The 20,938-nt window shown below is 73.8% G+C and carries 18 protein-coding genes and 1 other RNA gene; 13 read left to right on the top strand and 6 right to left on the bottom strand.

What is annotated here, in order from left to right:
• Positions 1-3 precede the first annotated feature (3 nt).
• Entirely contained in the window at positions 4-1,008 is a 1,005-nt protein-coding gene (locus OM98_RS02075; RefSeq protein WP_010532904.1) for an aldo/keto reductase family protein, read from the top strand.
• Positions 1,009-1,128: 120 nt separating this feature from the next.
• Here OM98_RS02075 and OM98_RS02070 read toward each other — a convergent pair whose 3' ends face one another.
• Positions 1,129-2,658: an alanine/glycine:cation symporter family protein gene (locus OM98_RS02070; RefSeq protein ID WP_010532903.1), complete on the bottom strand. Its 1,530-nt coding sequence runs from the start codon at positions 2,656-2,658 to the stop codon at positions 1,129-1,131.
• A gap of 248 nt (positions 2,659-2,906) precedes the next feature.
• On the opposite strand from OM98_RS02070, the gene ffs reads away from it, so the two are divergent.
• The 3 genes from ffs (at position 2,907) to OM98_RS02060 (ending at position 5,392) form a co-directional block, all read left to right on the top strand.
• Positions 2,907-3,003, top strand: an RNA gene (ffs, locus tag OM98_RS14955) — signal recognition particle sRNA small type.
• Between the two features lie 157 nt (positions 3,004-3,160).
• Positions 3,161-4,000: a CPBP family intramembrane glutamic endopeptidase gene (locus tag OM98_RS02065; RefSeq protein ID WP_010532902.1), complete on the top strand. Its 840-nt coding sequence runs from the start codon at positions 3,161-3,163 to the stop codon at positions 3,998-4,000.
• Positions 4,001-4,012: 12 nt separating this feature from the next.
• Positions 4,013-5,392, top strand: coding sequence for a TIGR01777 family oxidoreductase (locus OM98_RS02060; protein WP_010532901.1), 1,380 nt, complete (start codon positions 4,013-4,015; stop codon positions 5,390-5,392).
• 15 nt (positions 5,393-5,407) lie between these two features.
• Here the strand turns inward: OM98_RS02060 and OM98_RS02055 are convergent, their stop codons facing one another.
• Positions 5,408-6,697 (bottom strand): MFS transporter, encoded by a 1,290-nt coding sequence (locus OM98_RS02055; RefSeq protein WP_010532900.1) that lies wholly within the window; start codon positions 6,695-6,697, stop codon positions 5,408-5,410.
• A 291-nt stretch (positions 6,698-6,988) separates the two neighbouring features.
• Between OM98_RS02055 and OM98_RS02050 the strand changes: the two genes are divergently transcribed.
• Positions 6,989-8,149 carry an ImmA/IrrE family metallo-endopeptidase gene (locus OM98_RS02050; protein ID WP_010532899.1) on the top strand — a complete coding sequence of 387 codons (1,161 nt, stop codon included), beginning with the start codon at positions 6,989-6,991 and terminating at the stop codon, positions 8,147-8,149.
• Complete coding sequence (locus OM98_RS02045; protein WP_010532898.1) at positions 8,149-8,694, top strand: DUF4411 family protein; 546 nt, start codon at positions 8,149-8,151, stop codon at positions 8,692-8,694. The genes OM98_RS02050 and OM98_RS02045 overlap by 1 nt, the downstream gene beginning before the upstream one ends.
• Before the next feature lie 132 nt (positions 8,695-8,826).
• Here the strand turns inward: OM98_RS02045 and OM98_RS02040 are convergent, their stop codons facing one another.
• The 3 genes from OM98_RS02040 to OM98_RS02030 are packed head-to-tail and all read right to left on the bottom strand — an operon-like array spanning position 8,827 to position 11,627.
• Complete coding sequence (locus OM98_RS02040) at positions 8,827-10,248, bottom strand: dicarboxylate/amino acid:cation symporter (RefSeq protein ID WP_010532897.1); 1,422 nt, start codon at positions 10,246-10,248, stop codon at positions 8,827-8,829.
• A 59-nt stretch (positions 10,249-10,307) separates the two neighbouring features.
• Positions 10,308-10,643, bottom strand: coding sequence for a hypothetical protein (locus OM98_RS02035; RefSeq protein WP_010532896.1), 336 nt, complete (start codon positions 10,641-10,643; stop codon positions 10,308-10,310).
• A 6-nt stretch (positions 10,644-10,649) separates the two neighbouring features.
• Positions 10,650-11,627, bottom strand: coding sequence for a hypothetical protein (locus tag OM98_RS02030; RefSeq protein WP_010532895.1), 978 nt, complete (start codon positions 11,625-11,627; stop codon positions 10,650-10,652).
• A gap of 83 nt (positions 11,628-11,710) precedes the next feature.
• Here OM98_RS02030 and OM98_RS02025 point away from each other — a divergent pair, with 83 nt between their 5' ends.
• The 4 genes from OM98_RS02025 to OM98_RS02010 are packed head-to-tail and all read left to right on the top strand — an operon-like array spanning position 11,711 to position 17,100.
• Entirely contained in the window at positions 11,711-12,682 is a 972-nt protein-coding gene (locus OM98_RS02025; RefSeq protein ID WP_010532894.1) for a hypothetical protein, read from the top strand.
• Positions 12,683-12,713: 31 nt separating this feature from the next.
• Positions 12,714-13,238, top strand: coding sequence for a winged helix-turn-helix transcriptional regulator (locus OM98_RS02020; RefSeq protein ID WP_010532893.1), 525 nt, complete (start codon positions 12,714-12,716; stop codon positions 13,236-13,238).
• Positions 13,235-13,801 carry a nuclear transport factor 2 family protein gene (locus tag OM98_RS02015; RefSeq protein WP_010532892.1) on the top strand — a complete coding sequence of 189 codons (567 nt, stop codon included), beginning with the start codon at positions 13,235-13,237 and terminating at the stop codon, positions 13,799-13,801. Before OM98_RS02020 ends, OM98_RS02015 begins: the two co-directional genes overlap by 4 nt.
• A 32-nt stretch (positions 13,802-13,833) precedes the next feature.
• Positions 13,834-17,100, top strand: a complete 3,267-nt coding sequence (locus OM98_RS02010) for a DNA polymerase III subunit gamma and tau (protein ID WP_010532891.1) — start codon at positions 13,834-13,836, stop codon at positions 17,098-17,100.
• 78 nt (positions 17,101-17,178) lie between these two features.
• Here OM98_RS02010 and OM98_RS02005 read toward each other — a convergent pair whose 3' ends face one another.
• On the bottom strand, positions 17,179-17,715 hold the full coding sequence (locus OM98_RS02005) for a GyrI-like domain-containing protein (protein WP_050812628.1): 537 nt from the start codon (positions 17,713-17,715) through the stop codon (positions 17,179-17,181).
• Positions 17,716-17,938: 223 nt separating this feature from the next.
• On the opposite strand from OM98_RS02005, the gene OM98_RS02000 reads away from it, so the two are divergent.
• The 3 genes from OM98_RS02000 (at position 17,939) to OM98_RS01990 (ending at position 20,935) form a co-directional block, all read left to right on the top strand.
• Positions 17,939-18,514, top strand: a complete 576-nt coding sequence (locus OM98_RS02000) for a dihydrofolate reductase family protein (RefSeq protein WP_010532889.1) — start codon at positions 17,939-17,941, stop codon at positions 18,512-18,514.
• 121 nt (positions 18,515-18,635) lie between these two features.
• Entirely contained in the window at positions 18,636-19,229 is a 594-nt protein-coding gene (recR, locus tag OM98_RS01995; protein WP_010532888.1) for a recombination mediator RecR, read from the top strand.
• The gene (locus tag OM98_RS01990; protein WP_010532887.1) at positions 19,226-20,935 is read left to right on the top strand and encodes a hypothetical protein; all 1,710 of its coding nucleotides are present in this window, start codon (positions 19,226-19,228) and stop codon (positions 20,933-20,935) included. Before recR ends, OM98_RS01990 begins: the two co-directional genes overlap by 4 nt.
• The last annotated feature ends 3 nt before the right edge of the window (positions 20,936-20,938 follow it).

Here is a 20,938-nt window from a genome sequence, read left to right as displayed (position 1 = left end):
GTCATGGACTTCCGTCACCTCGGCCGCAGCGGCCTCAAGATCAGCGAGATCATCTACGGCAACTGGCTCACCCATGCCTCCCAGATCGAGGACGAGCGCGCCACCGCCTGCGTGCGCGCGGCCCTCGAGGAGGGCGTGACCACCTTCGACACCGCCGATGTCTACGCCAACACCGCCGCCGAGGAGGTGCTGGGGAAGGCCCTGGCGGGGGAGCGGCGCGAGGGCCTGGAGATCTTCACCAAGGTCTACTTCCCCACCGGCCCCAAGGGGCACAACGACACCGGCCTGTCCCGCAAGCACATCATGGAGTCCATCGACGGCTCCCTGCAGAGGCTCGGTACCGACTACGTCGACCTCTACCAGGCGCACCGCTACGACGTGGCGACCCCGCTGGAGGAGACCATGCAGGCCTTCGCCGACGTGGTCCGCTCCGGGAAGGCCCTGTACATCGGGGTCTCCGAGTGGAACGCCGACCAGCTGCGCGCCGGCCACCAGCTGGCCCGTGAGCTCGGCATCCAGCTCATCTCCAACCAGCCGCAGTACTCGATGCTGTGGCGCGTGATCGAGGAGCGGGTGGTTCCGACCTCCCGTGAGCTCGGCATCTCCCAGATCGTCTGGTCACCGGTCGCGCAGGGCATCCTCTCGGGCAAGTACGCCCCCGGCGCCGAGCCGCCGGAGGGCTCCCGCGCCCGGGACGAAAAGGGCGGCGCCGACATGATCAAGCGCTTCCTGGAGGACCGCACCCTGGAGGCCGTGCAGGGTCTGCGCCCCATCGCCGAGGAGTCGGGCCTGACCATGGCGCAGCTCGCCGTGGCCTGGGTGCTCGCCAACGACAACGTCGCGGGCGCGATCATCGGCGCCTCCCGGCCCGAGCAGGTGCGCGAGAACGTCCGCGCCGCCGGTGTCCGGCTCGAGCCCGAGGTGCTGGCCCGGGTCGACGAGGTGCTCGGCGACCTGCCGGAGACCGACCCCGGCAAGACCCGGTCCCCGGCGCACCGTCTGGCCTGATCACCGTCCGAACGACGGCAGTGCCGAGCCCGGGCACGACGGAGGGGGCGGACCTGTCGGTCCGCCCCCTCCGTCGTGCTCAGCCCTCCGTGCGGGGAGGCAGCAGGGTGATCGCCGGGATCAGGAGCCCACGCCCGTCCGCTGGGCGGCGCGCTTGTCGGCCCGGTCCTCCCAGAACGTGGCGTTGCGGATGCCGAGCTCGCGCGGGTCGAACTGCGGATCCTTGCCGGCGCGCTTCTGCTTGCCGTAGTCCGTGAGCACCTTCAGGGCCGGGACCTGCAGGATCAAGATCGCGACCACGTTCAGCCAGGCCATCGCGCCCACGCCGATGTCGCCGAGGCCCCAGGCGGAGCCGGTGGAGGTGGTGGCGCCGATGACGACGGCCACCAGGGTGAGGGCCTGCAGGCAGCGCAGCACGATGCGACGGATCGTCCGGTTCGGGATCCACCGCGACAGGTAGGTCATGTTGACCTCGGCCATGTAGTAGTAGGCCACGATCGTGGTGAAGGCGAAGAAGAACAGCGCGATCGCCACGAAGGTCGGTCCGGCGGCGCCGAACACGGTCGAGAAGGCGTTCTGCGCGTACTCGGGGCCGTACTCGGTGTTCGGCGGCAGGTTGCTGCCGAAGGCCAGCGGTGTCTCGGTGCCGTCGGGGGCGATGGAGAACACCTGGTACATCCCGGTGGAGATGATCAGGAACGCGGTGGCGGTGCAGACGAACAGGGTGTCGATGTAGACCGCGAAGGACTGGGCGAAGCCCTGCTTCGCGGGGTGGGACACCTCGGCGGCGGCCGCGGCGTGGGGGCCGGTGCCCTGGCCGGCCTCGTTCGAGTACAGGCCGCGCTTGACGCCCTGCATGATCGCCTGGCCGATGATCGCGCCGAACACCGCGTGGGTGCCGAAGGCGCTGGAGAAGATCGTGGCGAACACGTGGCCGATCTGGTCGAAGTTCACGAAGAACACGATCATCGCGGCGATGATGTAGAGGATCGCCATGACGGGCACGACCACCACGGCGAAGCTCGCGATGCGCTTCACGCCGCCGATGATGATGAAAGCCAGGGCGATCACGAGACCCACCGCGGTGACCCAGTGGGGGACGTTCCAGGCCTCGTAGATGGCCGAGGAGACGCCGTTGGCTTGCACGCCCGGCAGGAAGAAGCACATCGCGAGCACGGTCACGCCGGCAAAGGCGATCGCGTAGACCAGGAAGAACGGTCCGGCGGTGGTGTGCTTGTAGGCCTTCTCGATGTAGTAGGCCGGGCCGCCGCGGTACTCGCCGGTGTCCTGGTCCTTCTCCTTGTAGATCTGGCCGAGGGTGCACTCGATGAAGGAGGTGGCGGCGCCGAGGAAGGCGATCACCCACATCCAGAACACGGCGCCGGGGCCGCCGATGGCGATCGCGCTCGCGACGCCGCCGATGTTGCCCATGCCGACGCGGCCGGCCAGGGACATCATCAGCGACTGGAAGGAGGAGGTGCCGTCGGGCGAGGCCTCGCCGCGGGCGAGCTGCCTGAGCATGTCGGGGATGCAGCGGACCTGCAGCACGACGGTGCGGATGGTGAACCAGAGACCGGCACCGAGCAGGAGGATGACGAGCGGAACGGCCCAGACGAGGCTGTTCGTCGTGTCGATAATCGTTGAGAACACGCGATCTCCAGCGGGGGAGGGGGACGGGAGGACCGGCTCCGAGGACAGCGCGACGTGAGTGCCGTCACCCACGGACCGGTGGGGGGAACTGTAGCCAAAGGTCCCGCCCGTCGGGCGCTGTTCACACTCCGTTATGCAAGAGAGACCTGCTGTCCGGGTCCGCAGGCACGGCCGACGCCCGGGGAGCCGCCGGTCACAGCGGGCCCGTCCCGCCGTGCGTGGCCCCCTCTCGGTTCGATACGATGTCCGGCGACCCCTCGTGCGGTGTCATCTCGCTGAACCCCCCCAGGGCCTGACGGCAGCAAGGGCAGGTGGGCTCTGGCAGGTGCGCGAGGGGTCGCTCCATGCCCGGGCCCGCACGGGGCAAGGGGAAGAGCGGGCAGCGGGGTGGGGGAAACCCCCGCCTCGAGGGACCGCTAGCCCCGTACCACGGAGCGCCGCGGCGACCAAGCATGGTCGGGACAGCCCGACCGGTGCCGTCGTCCCTGCCCCTGGAGCCCCGATGACCTCCTCCGCCGTCCTGATCCCCGCCCCTGCTCGACCGCACCCCCCGATCGCCGCCGGCCGCGTGGCCGCCTTCCTGCTCCTCGCCACCGCGATCTCCACGGCGCTGGCCGTGCCCCTCACCCTCGGCGTGCTCCCCGCCTCCGCGATCGCCCTGGTGGTGCCGATCGCCCAGCTCGCCCCGCTGGTGGCCGCGCTGCTGGTGCGGGACCGATCGGTCCGTGGCTCCTTCGCGCTCGCCGTCCCCTCCGCCCGGCGCCTCGGGCTCGCGGCGCTGCTGGCCCTACTGGCCTTCACCCTCGTGCCCGCCGCGGGGGTGATCCTGGGGCTCGCCCTCGGGGCGCCGACACTGTCCGGTCCGGGTCTGCCGGTCATCCTGATGGCCGTCCCGGCGGTGCTCGTGATGCAGGCCGTGTTCGCGATCGGGGAGGAGCTGGGCTGGCGCGGCTGGCTGCAGTCCACCCTCGGTGACCTGGGCTTCTGGCCGATGTCCCTGCTGATCGGGGTGATGTGGGCCGCCTGGCACCTGCCCGTCGTGCTGGCCCTGGGGATGGGGCCGCGCGAGGTGGTGAGCTACCTCGGCACCATCGTCGCCGTCGCCCCGCTGCTCTCGGCCCTGCGGGAGGTCTCCGGCACGGTCTGGGTGGCGGTGTTCGCCCACGGCCTGCTGAACAGCCTCCGGGTCGCGATCGCCCAGAACGTGATCGGTCCCCTCGAACCGGGCATGGCCTGGGCTCTCGATGCCGCCGGCTGGGTGCTGTGGCTGCTCGCGGCCTGGCTGGTGCGGCGCGTAGGTTGGTCCCGTCGCCCGGGGGCGACGACCATCGCGACCACCTGAGAGGCAGCCGCCATGAGGATCGAGACCACCCATCGCGTCCCGCAGGCCCAGCCCGAGGTGCTGGCCTGGTACGACCGGCCCGGGGCCCTGGTACGGCTCACCCCGCCCGGCATGGCCAGCGCCGACGACCCCACCCGCGGCGGCATCGACGCCGGTCGCGTGGTCGGGGCGCGGCTCGGCCCGCCCGTCCTGCCGCAGCTGCTGCGGCCCCACTGGCTGCTGCGCCACGTCGAGGCCGACCCCGCCGGCCGCTTCGTGGACCGGCAGGTGCACGGGCCCTGGCGCACCTGGCAGCACGAGCACACCATCGACGCCGCGGGATCGGGCACCCGTGTCACCGACCGCATCGACCTCGAGCTGCCCGCGGGACTGGATCGTCTGGGCGGGATCGTCTCCGGGGCCGTCGAGGACCAGATCCGCCGCCTGCTGGCCTTCCGCGCCCGCCAGCTCGAGCAGGACCTCGCCTTCCACGCCCACCACGCGCACGTCCCACGACGGACCATCGCCATCTCCGGCGCCTCCGGCCTGATCGGCACCCAGCTCGCCGCCCTGCTGGAGACCGGCGGGCACACGGTGCGGAGGATGGTGCGGCGCGAGGCCGGCGAGGGCGAGATCCCCTGGGACCCCGAGGCCGGGGTGCTCGATCCCGCCGACCTCGAGGGCGTGGACGTCGTGGTGAACCTGGCCGGGAAGTCCATCGCCACCCGCTGGACCTCGGCCGCCCGCCGCGAGATCCGCGCCTCCCGCATCCACGGCACCACCCTCATCGCCCGCACCCTCGCCCGGATGAGCGACGGCCCGCGGGTGCTGGTCTCCGGCAGTGCCATCGGCTACTACGGGCCGCGGCGTCCGGGGGAGCTGCTCACCGAGTCCTCCGCCGTCGGCGAGGGCTTCCTCGCGGAGCTGGCCCGGGAATGGGAGGGCGCCACCCGGCATGCCTCCGAGGCCGGCTTGCGGGTCGCGCAGGTGCGCACCGGCATCGTGCTCTCCGACGCGGGCGGCTCCCTGCTCCCGCAGCTGCCGATGTTCCTGGCCGGCGTGGGCGGGCGCCTGGCCGATGCCTCCGCCATGTGCTCCTGGATCAGCCTGGACGACATCACCCGGGTCTTCGCCCACGCGGCGCTCGCCGAGAGCGTCCAGGGCCCGGTCAACGGGGTCGGCCCGGAGCCGGTGGACGCCGCCGACTTCGCGCGCACCCTCGGCCGGGTGCTGCACCGTCCCGCCGCCGTGCCGGTGCCCGGGTTCGGGCCCGCGCTGCTGCTGGGCAGCGACGCCGCCTCCGAGCTGGTGCGGGCCGATCAGAACGTCTCGGACGCCCGCCTGCGCGGGACCGGCTTCGAGCCCGCCCAGCAGACGCTGGAGCAGGCGCTGCGTCACGTCCTGCGCCGCTGAGGGCGGCCGTCCGGCTCAGTGCTGGACGGCGGGCACCTCGGCGAGCGCCTCCGGCTCGGCCGGGACGGTCGGGCGGCGGCAGGCGATCGCGTTGACCAGCGCCGCGAGCACGACGGTGGCGGCGGCCAGGGCCGGCAGGGCGATCGCCGCGGAGGTGCCCGCGCCCTCGGCGACCGCGCCGGTGAGGGCCGAGGCGGCGGACTGGCCGACGATCGTTGCCGAGCCGATCATCGTCATCACGGTGGCGGAGCGGCCCAGCGGGCTGCGCTCCGCGGCCAGGGAGAACAGGGTCACGACCGTCGGGCCGACGCCGATGCCGGCCACCGCCATCGCGGCGACGATCCCGCCCAGCCCGTCGGCGGCGCCGAAGGCGATCATCGCGGCCAGCATCAGGCCGGAGAAGACGAGCCAGCGGGCCCACAGGGCGAAGCGCTCGGGGAACAGCGCCATCGACAGCGCGAGGATCGTCGAGCCGACCCCCATCACGCCGTAGATCAGGCCCGCGGAGTCGCCGCGGCCGGACTCGGAGAGGAAGGCGGTCAGCGAGGTCAGCACGGAGCCGAAGAACAGGCCGACGCCCAGGGCGCCCGCCACCAGCACCAGCACCCGCAGGGAGAAGAGCTCACGGGCGGGGGCCTGTGCCACCGGCTGCTCGGCGCCGCGCTCCGGGGCGGCCGCGCGGGCCGTGGGGTGCAGGGCGAAGGCGGTCACGAAGATCAGGGTGAGCACGGCCGCGGCGATCATTGGGGCGGCGGGGTTCAGGGTGGTGGCCAGCAGGCCCACCACGACGGGACCGAAGACGAAGGCGGTCTCGTCGACCGCGGACTCGTAGCCCATCGTCGCGTTCATGCTGCGGGCACGCTGCGCGGAGGAGGGGCGGGCCAGGATCAGCTGCACCAGGCGGCTGCGGGAGAACGGCCCGATCTGCGGGCTGGAGGCGCCGATGACGAAACCGGTGACCAGCACGGTCCAGTCTGGCAGGTCGCTGAAGGCGACGGCGGCCATCGCCAGCAGGCCCAGCGAGTTCACGATGCCGGAGAGCAGCAGCACGGGTCGCTGCCCGATGCGGTCGGCGGCGGCCCCCAGCAGCGGGCCGACCAGTGCGGAGCCGAGGCCGACGACGGCCGAGTTCAGGCCGCCCAGCGCGATCGACTCGCGGGCGGCGACCACGAGGGTGAGGGTGCCGACGACGATCATCGCGAAGGGGAAGCGCGCGATGAAGGCGATCGGGAAGTAGCTCGCCCCGGCGGTGCGCAGCAGCGACGGTGCGGCCTGCGCGGCGGGAGCGGGGGATGCGGTGCTCATGTGACCTCCGGACGGTGGGTGCCGCCTTGGACGGCCCACCGAGGGTGGACCCGAGGTAGATGCACTGCGGGATGGCGCCAGGGGTGCGCCGGGGGACGGTCACAGCGTATCGGGGGCCCGTTGAGCAGGGAAGGGACGGGCCCGCCCCCGGTGTGCGGTGTCACCACGCGCCGCGGATGCTCCTGGGCGCACGCGGGGACGGCCCTGTGCACAGTCGCGGCCCCGCGAGCCTCCCGGTGCCTATCATCGTGGTGACGCGAGGTCGAGCAGTCGGCGGAAGGAGGTCGTGTCGTGCCGGTTCACGTCGATGTCGACCCCTCCCTGCTCACCTGGGCCGTCCAGCGCGCCGGTTGGGACCGGGAGACGACGGCGCGGAGGTTCCCCCAGCTCACCGAGTGGACGGAGGGAACCCGCAAACCCACGGTGAAGCAGCTCGAGAAGTTCGCGCATGCCACGCATGCTCCCTTCGGTCAGCTCTTCCTGCCCGCCCCTCCGGAGGAACCGCTGCCGGTGCCGGACATGCGCACTCTGGGAGATGCGACGATCAGCCGGCCCTCCGCTGACCTCCTCGAAACCATCTACCTGTGCCAGACGCGTCAGAACTGGTACCGCGACCATGCGCTCGAGACCGGCATGGACCCGGTGCCGTACGTCGGCAGTGCTTCGCGGGACGACGATCCTGCAGTCATCGCGCAGCGCTTTCGGGATGTCCTCGGCATCGACCCCGGTGTGGGACCGCTCGCCTCGAGCTGGAGCGCCGCCTTCAGCCTTCTGAGTGATCGGATCGAGCGCAGCGGGACCCTCGTCATGGTGAGCGGGATCGTCGGCTCCGACACGCATCGAACCCTGAGCCCCGAGGAGTTCCGCGGGTTCGCCCTCGTCGACGACCTCGCTCCGATCGTGTTCGTCAACGGCGCCGACAGCAAGGCCGCACAGATCTTCACGGTGATCCACGAGTTCGCCCACGTGTGGCTGGGAGGAAGCGCGCTCTCCGACATCGCCCTCGGGGCGGATGGCGGTCCGCCCGAGGAGCGGTGGTGCAATGCCGTCGCTGCGGAAGTACTGATGCCCGGTGACGCCGTGAGTTCGGAGTACCGGGGTGATCTCTCCCCGGATGGGCTCGATGCTCTCGCGCGCCGGTTCACCGTCAGCACCCTGGTCGTGCTGCGGCGCCTCGCGGACCTCAGGCACCTCTCGGGGGATGAGTACCGTGACCGGTTCGAGGTGGAGGAGCGTCGAGTCCTCGCGCTCCTCGCCGACGCGAAAGAGGGTCGGCCCGGCGGAGGCGATTACTACAACATCCAGCCGCGTCGCCTCAGCGCGACGTTCACGCGTGCGGTCATCGCCAGTGCCCGTGAGGGCGGGACCAGCTACCGGGACGCCTACAAGCTGCTGGGGACGAAGAAGCACAGCACCTTCGAAAGCCTCGCCGATCGGGTCGGGACGTCCTGATGCACCTTGTCGACGCGAACATCCTGATCGATGCGAAGAACAGGTACTACGCGTTCGACATCGACCCCGGCTTCTGGACCTGGCTCGAGAAGGCACATCGTTCCGGACTCCTGATCAGCATCGATGCCGTCCGCGATGAGCTCGTCGCCGTCCAGGACGAGCTCGCGGACTGGGCCCGCACCCACCGAGATTTCTTCCTCCCGGTGGATCAGTGGACGGCGCAGAATCTCGCGCCGCTCAGCGCGTGGGCCGCGCGGCAGAACTACAGCACAGCGGCGCAGCGCGCGTTCGCCGACGATCAGGCTGACTTCCTGCTTGTCGCCCACGCCGCCGGGCACGGGGACACCGTGGTCACGCACGAGCAGCCGAGTCCGGACTCCCGCAAGAGGGTGAAGATCCCCGACGCCTGTGAAGCCATGGGCGTCGAGTACATCGATATCTTCTCCGTGCTGCGTCGCACGGGAGCGGCGCTGCACCTCCGGGGCGAAGGCGACGCGCCGTCTGTACCCACCCCCACTGCGCAGACGATCCCCGGGCTCGATTGATCTCCGACGTCGGCTGAGAAGCGGCCGCTCGCAGGAGACAGCGGCTTCTGGAGCCACATATGCCAGAGACGGCGGGGGACGCCGTGGCATCCCCCGCCGTCTCGTGTCCTGCCCTCTCGGGCCGACAAGGGGTCAGGCGGTCGCGGGGACCTTCCGCTCCTCCTCCGTGGTGGCCTCGGCCTCGCGGGCCTGCTCCGCCTGGATCTCGGCGAAGGAGGTGCGGCGGGCCGCGTCGTAGGCGTCGCGGTCCAGGAGCTTCTCGCGAGCGGAGACGATCACCGGCACCAGCGCCTGACCGGTGACGTTCAGGGCGGTGCGGCCCATGTCCAGGATCGGGTCGATCGCCAGCAGCAGGCCGACGCCCTCCAGGGGCAGGCCCAGGGTGGACAGGGTGAGGGTCAGCATCACGGTCGCGCCGGTCATGCCGGCGGTCGCGGCCGAGCCCAGCACCGAGACCAGCACGATCAGCAGGTAGTCGGTGACGCCGAGCGGCACCCCGTAGAAGTTCGCCACGAAGATCGCGGCCAGGGCCGGGTAGATCGCGGCGCAGCCGTCCATCTTGGTGGTCGCGCCCAGCGGCACCGCGAAGGAGGCGTAGTGCCGCGGCACGCCCATGCGCTCGGTGACGGTCTGCGTCATCGGCATGGTGCCCAGCGAGCTGCGGGAGACGAAGCCCAGCGAGGTCGCCGGCCACACACCGCGGAAGAAGGAGCCGACGCCGAGGCCGTTGACCTTCAGCAGGATCGGGTAGACCACCAGCAGCACCAGGAGCATGCCGATGTAGACGTCGGCGACGAAGACGCCGAGCTGGCCGATGGCGTCCCAGCCGTAGCTGGCCACCGCGTTGCCGAGCAGGCCGACAGTGCCGATCGGGGCCAGGCGGATGACCCACCACAGCAGCTTCTGCACGATCTCCAGCGCGGATCCGGTGAACCGGAGGAAGGGCTCGGCCTTCTCGCCGACGCTGAGCACGGCGATGCCCACGGCGATGGAGATGACCAGGATCTGCAGGGCGTTGAAGCTCAGTGAGACAGAGCCGTCGTCCCCGGTGGAGCCGGTGATGCCCAGGAAGTTCGAGGGCACCAGGCCGGTCAGGAAGTCCATCCAGCCGCCCTGGGTCTCAGAGGCCTCGGCCGCGGAGGAGTCGATGCCGGTGCGCTCGCCAGGGTTGGTGAGCGCACCCAGCGCGATGCCGATGGAGACGGCGATCAGCGAGGTGATCGCGAACCACAGCAGGGTCTTCCAGGCCAGTCGGGCCGCATTGGTGACCTGCCGCAGGTTCGCGATGGAGGTGACGATCGCGAGGAAGATCAGCGGCGGCACCAGCGCCTTCAGCAGGGTCACGAAGGTGGTGCCGATGGTGTCCAGCGCGGTGACGAGCCAGTTGGCGCCGTCCTCGCCCGATCCGGGGCCCATCGCGGAGGCCACCAGGCCGAGGACCACGCCGAGGGCCAGGCCGATCAGGACCTGCCAGCCGAAGGGGATGCGGGCGATCGCGCGCAGCGGGTTGCGCGAGCGCGATGCTGTGGGGGAGGAGGGGGCCGAGGTGGTCACGGGCGGAGACGCTACGCCCGGCGCTCCACGGCGGGCAATACGGTGCCTATGGAGTCACATCACCACTGCTTGGGGGTGGTCGGAGGGTCGGCAAGGTCAGGGCCGTTCGTCCCGATTCCGCCCTCGGCCGAGACTTCGGCCGAGGGCGAGGTGCCGGGCGCATCCTCGGTCTCCGACGTCGGCGTGCGCTGCTGCCATCGCACGATGAGGACCGTCAGCACCACCATCACGGCGAGGGTCGCCATCGCCAGCCAGAAGCGGCCCTCCCCGACGCGGGCGTCCACGATCAGCCAGGAGAAGACGAAGATCAGGATCACCAGCAGGGGCAGGGCGCGCACGGCGGCGATGTTCCGCCGCAGGTCCTCCGGGCGGGTGCTGAGGTTGTTCTCGCCCACCACCTCCTAGGGGAAGAGGGTCGCCATGCCCGGGAAGACGACGGCCACGCTCAGCGCGAGCCCGGCGAGCATGCCGACCATCACCGTGACCAGGGCGCAAATCGCCACCCATCCGACCAGCGGCGCACCCGCCTCCAGCAGCCCGTCGTCCCCGATCAGTGCCAGGCTGTGCGCCTGGAATCCCTCCCGCACCGCCGGGAACGCGGTGGCGAGCAGCAGCGGCACCAGCAGCAGTATCCCGGTGAGCACCGGGGCCACCACGGTCCGCAGCAGCGCGGCGACGACGATGCCGAAGTCCTCGTCCTTGCGCCACAGCGAGGCCAGCACCGCCCAGGCCGCCGATGGCGCCGCGGCGAAGGCCACCACCACGGTGAGCGGCTCCGCGGTGGTCTCGGTCGGGGACCCCAGGGAGAACAGCAGCAGCGCGGCGACCGAGACCGCGATGCCCAGCGCCAGCAGCACCAGCGCCAGCGGCGAGAAGACGCGCCGCAGCAGGCCGTCGGCGGAGGAGGTGACCACGGGGCGCGGCGGCCCCAGCACCAGGGGCTTCTCCGCCGGGGGAGCGGACGCCGCCCGACCCCGGATTCCCTCGGAGCGGCCCGCGCCCCGGCCGGGCGAGCGCCGCAGCGGCAGCAGCGCGAGCCAGACCAGGGCGAGTAGCAGGGCCAGCAGACCCAGGCCCATCGAGGCCAGGTAGGGCACGTCCACGGCCATCGGGGCGCCGTAGCGGATGCGCGGCAGGGCCGAGCCGAGGATGCCGTGCTGGGCGGCGATCAGCCGGACCAGCAGCAGCGAGGCGCCGACCCCGAGCGCGAGCATGATCGGCGGTGCCGCATCCCGCGGCCGCGGGACCCGGGTGGCACCCCACCAGGACCAGGCGCCGAGGGTGGCCAGCGGCAGCAGCAGCATCGCCAGGGTGGCCAGCAGCAGGGTGGTCGCGGAGGTGGGGGCGGGCCGGAGCTTCACGGCGGAAGGGCTGGTCACAGGCGCATTGTTCCATGTGGGTGAGGCCGCGGGTCCGCCGATCGTCGGATGCGGGAGGGCGTCGGCTGCGCCAGGGTGGACATATGGAGTCATTCGCCGGAGCGCCCGACGCCGCCGACCCCGGCCCGTCCCCGGAGGTCCGCTATCGCGGCCGCGTGGGCGGGCACGACTACGAGGTCCGCGCCGTCCACGGCCTGTTCGAGTGCGACGCCGTGGTCGTCGTCGACGGGGTCGAGTGCGAGCCCGCGAGCAGGACCGAGAAGGAGGCCTGGGGCCATGCCGCCGAGCAGGGCTGGGCGGTGGGCAGGGAGGAGGGCTTCCGGCGGCTCACCTGCCCGGTGCAGTTCCTCTCGGACGACGGCGAGCTGCGCACCGAGGCCACCGTGGAGGTGCGGACCGTGGGCTACGGCGGCACCGGCGAGGTGGACGTGCGCCGGAGCTTCGAGCCGACCCCGCTGGCACCCGATCCGGGCAGCGCCTCCGCCGCCCGGGAGAAGCGCCGCGCCGCCCACCCGACGCGCTTCGCCCTGGTCGCCGCCCTGATGCGCGCGGCCGGCTACCTGCTGCCGCTGCTGGGCATCGGCCTGCTGCTGAGCGGCCTGCTGCGCCCCCTGCGCGAGTGGCTCGACCGGGTCACGCAGCCGCCCCGGGACGCCGTGCGGGAGGCGACGGCCCCGGCCCGGGAGGCCGTCGCCGCCGTCACCGAGCCGGTGCTGGCCGTCCTCGGCGACCTCATCGAGACCCTCTTCGGCTGGATCCCGGGGGTGTTCCTGTGGCTGTTCGGCTGGATGGAGCACCTGCCCGAGTGGGTGACCTCGGTGCTGCTGCCTGCACTCGTCGTGCTCGGGGTGTTCGTCTCCACCCGCGCCCGGCTGCAGGGGCGACGGCAGCGGATGGAGACCGCGCGGAGGGGAGGGGACCCGCCGGCGTCGGGGACGGAGGGCGAGGACGGCGGCCGGGGCACGGTCGGCGGCGGCAAGGCCGGTGATGGAACGGCTGATGACGGCACGGACGATGACGACTCCGATGGCGGACGCGCCCGCCCACCCTCTTGAGTTCAGTTTCTGAACTCACTACGGTGGGGCCATGACCCGCGCCGAGCACACCGAGATCGCCTGCTCCATCGCGCGCTCCGCCGACGTCATCGGGGACGCCTGGACGCCGCTGATCCTGCGCGACGTCCACCTCGGCATCGACACCTTCAACGAGCTGGTCCGCGACCTCGGGATCTCCCGGGCCCTGCTGACCGCGCGCCTGCGCACCCTGGTCGCCGGCGGCATCCTGCACGAGCAGCCGTACCAGGAACGCCCCGTCCGGCGTCGCTACCTGCTCACCGAGGCGGGCTCCGAGCTGATCCCGGTGCTGGTGGCGCTGATGCGCTGGGGCGACCGCTGGCGCAGCCCGGACGGCGCGCCCCTGGTGTTCACCCACGACTGCGGCGCCCAGCTGGAGACCGCCGTGGTCTGCATCGCCTGCGGGGACGCCGCGCACCCCGGGACGCTGCACCCCGCGGCCGGCCCCGGCGGGCGCAGCGGCCCCGGCACCCGCGTCATCGCCGAACGCCTCGCCCTCGTCCCCGAGTTTGCCCCCCAGCCCGAGGAGACCCCGTGACCCTGCCCCCGCCTCCCGCCCGCAGCGCCGACGACCCCGCCGGGACGGACGACCCGGAGCGCCTGCCCGCCGCGCTCGCCGCCTGGATGCGTGCCGGTCGCGCCCGCGACGGCGCGGCGACGGCCGCGGTGCTCGCCCCGGACGTCGTGATGGTCTCCCCGCTCACCGACTCCTTCCGCTTCGAGGGTCGGGCCGAAGTGGTCGAGATCCTCACGGAGGCGCTGGGCGCCCTGGAGGAGATCGAGTACGAGCGGGTGGAGCAGACCTCCACGGGGGCGCTGCTCACCGCGCGGGCCCGGCTCGGCGGGATCGACCTGCACGAGGCGCAGCTGCTGGACCTCGACGAGCACGGCGACATCGCGGGCATCACGATCTTCCTGCGGCCGCTGCCCGCCGCCACCCGCCTGCTGGAGGCGCTGGGTCCCCGGATCGCCCGCCGCCAGGGGCGGCGCGGGGTGGCGGCGCTGCTCACCGTCGCCGGGGGGTTCCTGCACCGGGTGGCCGCCTCCGGCGACCGGCGCTTCCTGCCGCTAGTCGCTCCACCGTGCGTCCGGCGGCGGTGAGAACTGTCGGGCCCCTCGATTAGCCTGGGGGCGTGGCCACCGCTCTGTACCGTCGATACCGCCCGGAGTCCTTCGCCGAGGTGATCGGCCAGGACCACGTCACCACGCCCCTGCGGCGTGCACTGCGCAACGGCCGGATCGGCCACGCCTACCTGTTCTCGGGTCCGCGCGGCTGCGGCAAGACCACCTCCGCGCGCATCCTCGCCCGCTGCCTGAACTGCGCCGAGGGCCCCACCGACACCCCCTGCGGGGTCTGCGACTCCTGCCGGGACCTCTCCCGCGACGGTGCCGGCAGCCTCGACGTGGTCGAGATCGACGCCGCCAGCCACGGCGGCGTGGACGACGCCCGTGAACTGCGCGAGCGCGCCTCCTTCGCCCCCGTGCGTGACCGCTTCAAGGTGTTCATCATCGACGAGGCCCACATGGTCACGTCCGCCGGATTCAACGCCCTGCTGAAGCTGGTGGAGGAGCCGCCCGAGCACGTGAAGTTCGTCTTCGCCACCACGGAGCCGGACAAGGTGATCGGCACGATCCGCTCCCGCACCCACCACTACCCCTTCCGGCTGATCCCCCCGCAGGTGCTCACCCCGTACCTGGAGGAGGTCTGCCAGGCCGAGGGCGTGCAGGTCGGCGAGGGCGTGCTGTCGCTGGTGGTGCGCGCCGGCGGGGGCTCCGCCCGCGACACGATGAGCGTGCTGGACCAGCTCATGGCCGGGGCCGGCGAGGACGGCCTGGACCACCAGACCGCCATCGCCCTGCTCGGCTTCACCGACACCGCGCTGCTGGACCAGGCCGTCACCGCGGTCTCCGCGCGGGACGCCGCCGGTCTGTACGACGCCGTCGAGCAGGTGCTCGCCACCGGCCACGAGCCGCGCCGCTTCGTCGAGGACCTGCTGGAGCGGATGCGGGACCTGATCATCCTGGCCGCCGTGCCCGACCGCGGGCAGGAGCTGCTGCCGCAGGTCCCCGCCGACGAGCTGGACCGGATGCGCGAGCAGGCCGCGGGCTTCGTCCCCGCGGACCTCTCCCGCTGCGGCGACCTGGTCCACGAGACCCTCTCGACCATGAGCGGCGCCACCTCCCCGCGCCTGCACCTGGAGCTGCTGGCCGCGCGACTGGTGCTGCGCGACGCCCGCGCCGGCGCCGCCCCTCAGGGCGGTGCTCCCGCGACCTCCGGCGCCCAGCCCGCCTCGGGCGGGGCGCCCGCTCCGGCGGCAGGGGGTGGAGGGGGCCGCGAGGAGGCCCGGCGCATCGCCCAGGAGCGTTCCGAGGCCGCGCGACGTGCCCGCGGTGGCGCCTCCCGACCGGCGCCCGAGGCCCGCCAGGAGCCGGCCCGGCCCGCTCCCGGCGCCGGCCCGCCCGCGGGGTCCGCGGCCGAGGAGCCCGCGGCCGAGGAGCCCGCGGCCCAGGCTCCGCCGCAGGACGAGGCGGCGCCCGCCCGCCCCGAGCAGCGTGCCGAGGTGCCGCCGGCTCCCGCCTCGGGCGCCGCGCGCGAGGACTCCCGCAGCCGCGCCGCCGCCTCCTGGGGCGATGCCGTCCCGCCCGCTCCCTGTGAGCAGGTCCCCGCCGCCTCGGAGGGTGCCCCGGCACACTCCGGGACCGCCCCCTCGAGGCCCGCCCTCGACGCCCCGGCATCGGAGGCGCCGGTGCAGGAGGAAGCAGCCCCGGAGCCGTCGTCCGGGGCCGGGGCCGCGGAGGTCCAGGCGCACTGGTCCGCGATCCTCGACGAGCTCTCCCAGATCCGACGTCCGAGCTGGGCGCTGGTCTCCCAGAACGCCACCGTGCTGGACCTGCGCGGCTCCATCCTCGTGCTCGGCTTCCGCACCGAGGGCCTGGTGGCCGCGTTCCGCCGCGGCACCGCCGCCGAGAACCTCGCCGACGCCGTGCGGCGCATCCTCCGCCAGGACGTGACCATCGAGCCCGTCGTCGGGGAGGGCCCCGGCGGCCAGGGCGGGTCGGCGGGACCTGGCGGCCCGGGCGCCGGCGGCGGATCCCGCGGTCCCGCGGCGCAGAGCGGACCCGGTGGTCCGTCCACCGGGGGCTCCCGACCTCCGGCCGGACCGACCGGCCCCGGTGGGCGCGGCGCGCAGGGTGCTGGGGCAGACCCGCAGGGCCCGGGTGGCCCGGGCGGGCCCCGAGCAGCGGCGACCCCCGATGCCAGGACGATGTCCGGCTCCGCGAGCGATCCCGGCCGCGGCCCGGGCTCCGCTTCCCCGCCGCCGCGCGGGGGAGGGCGCCCCTGGGGTGACGCGGCCCCGGCGACGCCCGCCCGCGGCCGCGCCGCCGGTCCCGTCACGATGTCACCCCCGCCGGCCGACGACGAGTTCCCGCCCGAGCCCGACGACCCCTACCCGCCGGACCCGCAGGAGGAGGGCCGCTACGCGGCGCGTCCGCAGCCTGCCGCGCCCGCACAGGCGAGCGGCTCCCGCTGGGGCGATGCCGTGCCCGCCCGTGGCGGCGACCCGGCTCAGGGCGGGCACCCCGGCGGCGGCCGCGGTGCGGCGGACCCGGGCGTTGGACGGCCCCCGAGGACCGATGACGCCCCGAACGGCAGCAGCGCCCCCCTCGCGGCGGACGGCGAGGTGCCCGAGGTCGAGGACGAGGGCCGGGACTCCGTGCCCGAGGGCGAGCCTCGCACCCACGGCCAGGCCGCCATCCGCCGTGCCATCGCCGAGGGGTGCGTGGTGCGCTCCCTCCCGGCCGCGCAGCGGGGCTCCACCACCGCGGATGACACCGCAGCACCGGTCACCGGGGCCGCGACGGGTGTCCTGAGCCCCGGCTCCCCGGACGGCCCCGACTCCGGGGCGGGCACGTCCGCGGGCACCGAGGGCACAGGGGAACCCCGCGCGCACGGCGCCGCGTCGCCTCCGCCGACCACCGGCGACGCTCCCCGCTCCCCGGCCACCACCTGGGAACCTGCGCGCCGACCCGGCGGCGACGACCCCGTGCAGGCCGCCGCCGCGCCCTCCGGCCCCTCCGCGACCGCGAGTGCTCCGACGGCGCCCGCCCCGTCCGCGCCCGCCCCGTCCGGACCCGCCCCCGCGGCCCCGCGGAGCGGTGCGGCGCTCGCCCGGCAGGCCGCGCAGCAGTCCCGCGAGGCGGCCCAGGCCTCCCGCCGCCCCGGGGCGCGGCCGTCGCCCGCGACGGAGCCCGCCCGGGACGAGGACCCCACCGGGGGCGCCTCCCGCGACGACGAGGACGCCGTCTACGCGAGCCGCAGCGGACGCGAGGTCATCGAGTCGGTGCTCGGCGGCCGCGTGCTCGAGGTCATCGACGAGACCCCCGAGCAGTACCGCTGACCAGCGCTCCCGCTCCCCGACCGGGGCCGCTCGGGTCGGTGGCCGCACCGATCCCCGGCACGGCCCGCGGGGCGGTGATCAGCTCTCGCGGGGCTCCAGCAGCGTCACCAGGTCCGTGCGCATCGTCGCCGGATCGGCCTGCGGGGACGGCTCGGTGACGTACAGCTCCCAGAACGGGTACGTCATCTGCTCCCCGCTGTCCCCGACGGCCTCGGTGAAGGCGCCCCAGGCCTCCGCGAGGCCGTCGTAGCCGCCCACGTGGCTGATCATCGCCGCCCGGCCCGCCGGCAGCACCGAGGCCACCACCTCGAAGCCGTTCGGCAGGGTGATCGGCCCCGGCAGCGGCCGGTCGATCGGGAAGCCCACCTCGAGGTCGGCAGTGTCCACCGGGCGCCGATGGTGCAGGGACATGGCCGCACCGATCGGCGAGACCCCGGCCTCGGCCAGCGCCGCGCCCAGGTGCGAGAAGGTGCCGTCCATCAGCGACGGCATCTCGTACATCGGGTAGTCGCGACGCACCACCACGGCCGTCGGGATCTCCGGCACCTCGAGCACGGTGCAGGAGCCGAGCGGCTCGGCGGGCGTGTAGGGGGAGGGCATGGCGGGGGAACTCATCATCGGGTCCTGTCCACTCGGTGACGCCCCGGGGCCGCGGCGCGGCGGGGCTGCTGGCCCCGACGCTAGCCGATCGCCCCGACAGGACTCACCGCCCCCTCGTGCCACGGGCATCAGTCGCGCTCCGTCGGGAGGGGAGCCGGCGCCGCGACGGGCCTGTGCCGCTACGCTCGGCCTCGGCGTCGCCCCTCCCCGCCGGCGCCGCGGCCCCGGAAGGATCATCATGACCCGCGAGATCGTCTACACCGGCTTCGTTACCGCCGACGGTGTGCTCGACTCCCCGGGCGGCACCGTCGAGGGCCACCCCTACGGCGGCTGGGTGATGGACACGCCCTTCGATCCCGAGGCCTTCGCCCTCAAAGGCGATGAGATCGCCGAGACCGGCGCCCTGCTGCTGGGCCGGAACAGCTACCAGGCCTTCGCCCCGATCTGGCGCGACTCCGAGGACCACGCCGCCTACCGCGACCTGCCGAAGTTCGTCGTCTCCACCACCCTGGACGAGGCCGACCTCACCGCCGGCTTGGGCGAGACCCGCATCCTGCGCTCCCTGGCCGACGTCGCCGCCCTGAAGGACACCGAGGGCAGGGCGATCTTCATCCACGGCAGCGCCGAGCTGGCCCGGGAGCTGGCCGCCGCCGGCCTCATCGACCGCTACCACCTGCTGCAGTTCCCGGTCCTGCGCGGGGCCGGCAAGCACCTGTTCCCCCGGGAGCAGCCGATCTCCGGGCAGCTCCGCCTGCGCGAGAGCGAGGCCTACCCCAACGGCGTCGTGAAGCTGATCTACGAGGTCGTGCGCTGACGGTCCGCACCGTCGTCCCCCACCCCCACCCCCGCCCTCGTCGCGTGCCGGCGTCCTGCGCCGAGGGCGGAACCGGGGCGGCCCGGCCTGCTTCGTCGCCCCCGGCCCCTAGACTTGCAGGGTGTACGAAGGAATCGTCCAGGACCTGATCGACGAGCTCGGCAAGCTGCCGGGCATCGGCCCGAAGTCGGCACAGCGCATCGCCTTCCATCTGCTCGACGCGGATGAGGCCTCCGTGCGCCGTCTCGCCGAGGTGCTGGTGACGGTCAAGGACACCGTGCGCTTCTGCGAGATCTGCGGGAACGTGTCCGCGGAGACCACCTGCCGCATCTGCGCCGACCCGCGTCGCAGCGACGAGGTGATCTGCGTGGTGGAGGAGTCCAAGGACATCGTCGCCATCGAGCGCCTGCGCGAGTTCCGCGGCCGCTACCACGTGCTCGGCGGCGCGATCGACCCCATCGGCGGTGTCGGCCCCAATGACCTGCGCATCACCGAGCTGATGACGCGTCTCGGTTCCGGGGGGACCACCGAGGTGATCCTCGCGTTGGACCCGAACATCGAGGGGGAGGCCACCGCCGCGTACCTCACCCGGCTGCTCGGCTCCCTCGAGATCAGCGTGACCCGCCTCGCCTCCGGGCTGCCGGTGGGCGGCGACCTCGACTACGCCGACGAGATGACCCTCGGCCGCGCCTTCACCGGGCGGCGGTCCGTGTGAGCACGCCCGGCGCGATCGGCCCCTCGGGGACCGAGCGCGCCCTGCCACCGCTGCGGGACCTGCCCTCCCCGTCGCGGCTGCCGGAGGAGGACACCTCCCTGGCCCCGCCCGCGGAGATCATCGCCGAGTCCCGTGCCGCACTGCGGCGGCGCCTGCTGCGGACGGCCTGGCTGCCCTGCCTGATCCTCCTCGCGCTCTGGTACGGGCTGATCCTGCTGTACATCTGGGGTGCCGCGCCGACCTTCTGGCTGCTCTCGCTGCTGGTCTCCGCGGGCTCCGGGATGGGCGTGCGCACCGTCGCCGCCCTGATCGGCCTGGACCGGGACCAGCTCGCCCTGACCAACGCCCTGCTTCCCATCGGCGCCACCGCGCTCAGCCTGGCCCTGATCCCCCTCGCGGTCGCCCTCATCGCGCCCCTGGCCCCGCGGACGTTCCTCTCCGAGCAGGCCTTCCAGCGCACCGTCTCCCGCCGCCTGGCCACCGTGATGATCGCCCCGCCGCTGCTCACGGTGCCGCTGCTGCTGGCCGCGGTCGTGCTCGGGGTGCGGATGCCCTGGGGCCGTCTCGGTGCCGGCCCCCTGATGGCGACCTGCCTGGCACTGCTGCTGATCCTCCTCGCCTGGGCGTGCATCGCCCGCTGGTGGAGCGCCCCCCGGGTGCTCGGCGTGAAGCCCGCCGCCGACCTCGAGCGCACCGCCAGGCTGGACCGCGACCACGACCGCCGCCGCGCGGCCGCCCGGCAGGTCCTCGCCCAGGACCGCCGCCACCTGCCGCCCACCCCCGCCAGCCCCGAGTCCCGGGCGGCCCTCAGCCCGGTGGGCCTGCTGCGGTCGCTGCGGGTGATCGCCGCCGGCTCGGTGGCCTGGGTCGCGATCCCCGTGCTCGTGCTGGGCTGGCTGGTGATGGGCACGGCCGATGCCGTGCTGCTGTTCGCCCGCACCGGCGCCAGCACCCTCGCCGATGCTCCCGACGTGCTGGCCTGGCCCGTCGCCGCCGTGTGCCTTCCGATCGGCCTGTTGGTGCTGCTGGCCGTCGCCGCCTCCCCGGGAGTGGCCGCCCTGCTCTCCGCCCGCCGTCGCGCCGAGGTGCGGGACCTGCGCACCTACGCCGACTGGGCGGTGCGGGCACGGGTGAACGCCTGGGAGGTCTCCCTGGTGCGCTGGACCGGCGTCCTGGCCGGGCTCGCCGTGGCCCTCGGGGCCACCACCGCCGGGATCGTCCTCGCGATCGCCCAGCAGGGCGATGCCCTCACCGCCACCTGGCTGGTGCTGGACGTGCTGGTCCTCGCCCCGCTGGTCGGCCTCGGGACGGCCGCCGGGATGCGCCGCGGCGCCCGGGACGTGTTCTACGGCCCCGCCGGGCGGTACATGCGCCGGGAGTCGTCGTACGCCCTGGTGGCCCCCGAGCTCGGCACCCGCGCGGACCGGGCCGCCGACCCCGCCGTCCGCGCCGCGCAGCGCCGTCGCCTGCTGGAGCAGCACGGCGAGCACGCCGCGGCCCTGATGGCGCTGGACACCGCGGGGGAGCGGCTGTGGGTGGACGGCTCCGAGCCGGGTGCCCGGGACACCGCCGTGCGCGCCGCCGACGTCTCCGCCGGGAACCTGCCGGACTTCGGCGCCGAGGGATCGCCCTTCGCCGCCCCGCCGGCACGACCGGAGCAGCGGCACGGCATCCCCGGCAGCGTCAGCGGCCTGCACGAGCGCTGAGAC

The organism is Brachybacterium squillarum M-6-3, assembly GCF_000225825.1.
Lineage (GTDB): Bacteria > Actinomycetota > Actinomycetes > Actinomycetales > Dermabacteraceae > Brachybacterium > Brachybacterium squillarum.
This window is presented reverse-complemented; position numbering and strand designations above follow the sequence as displayed.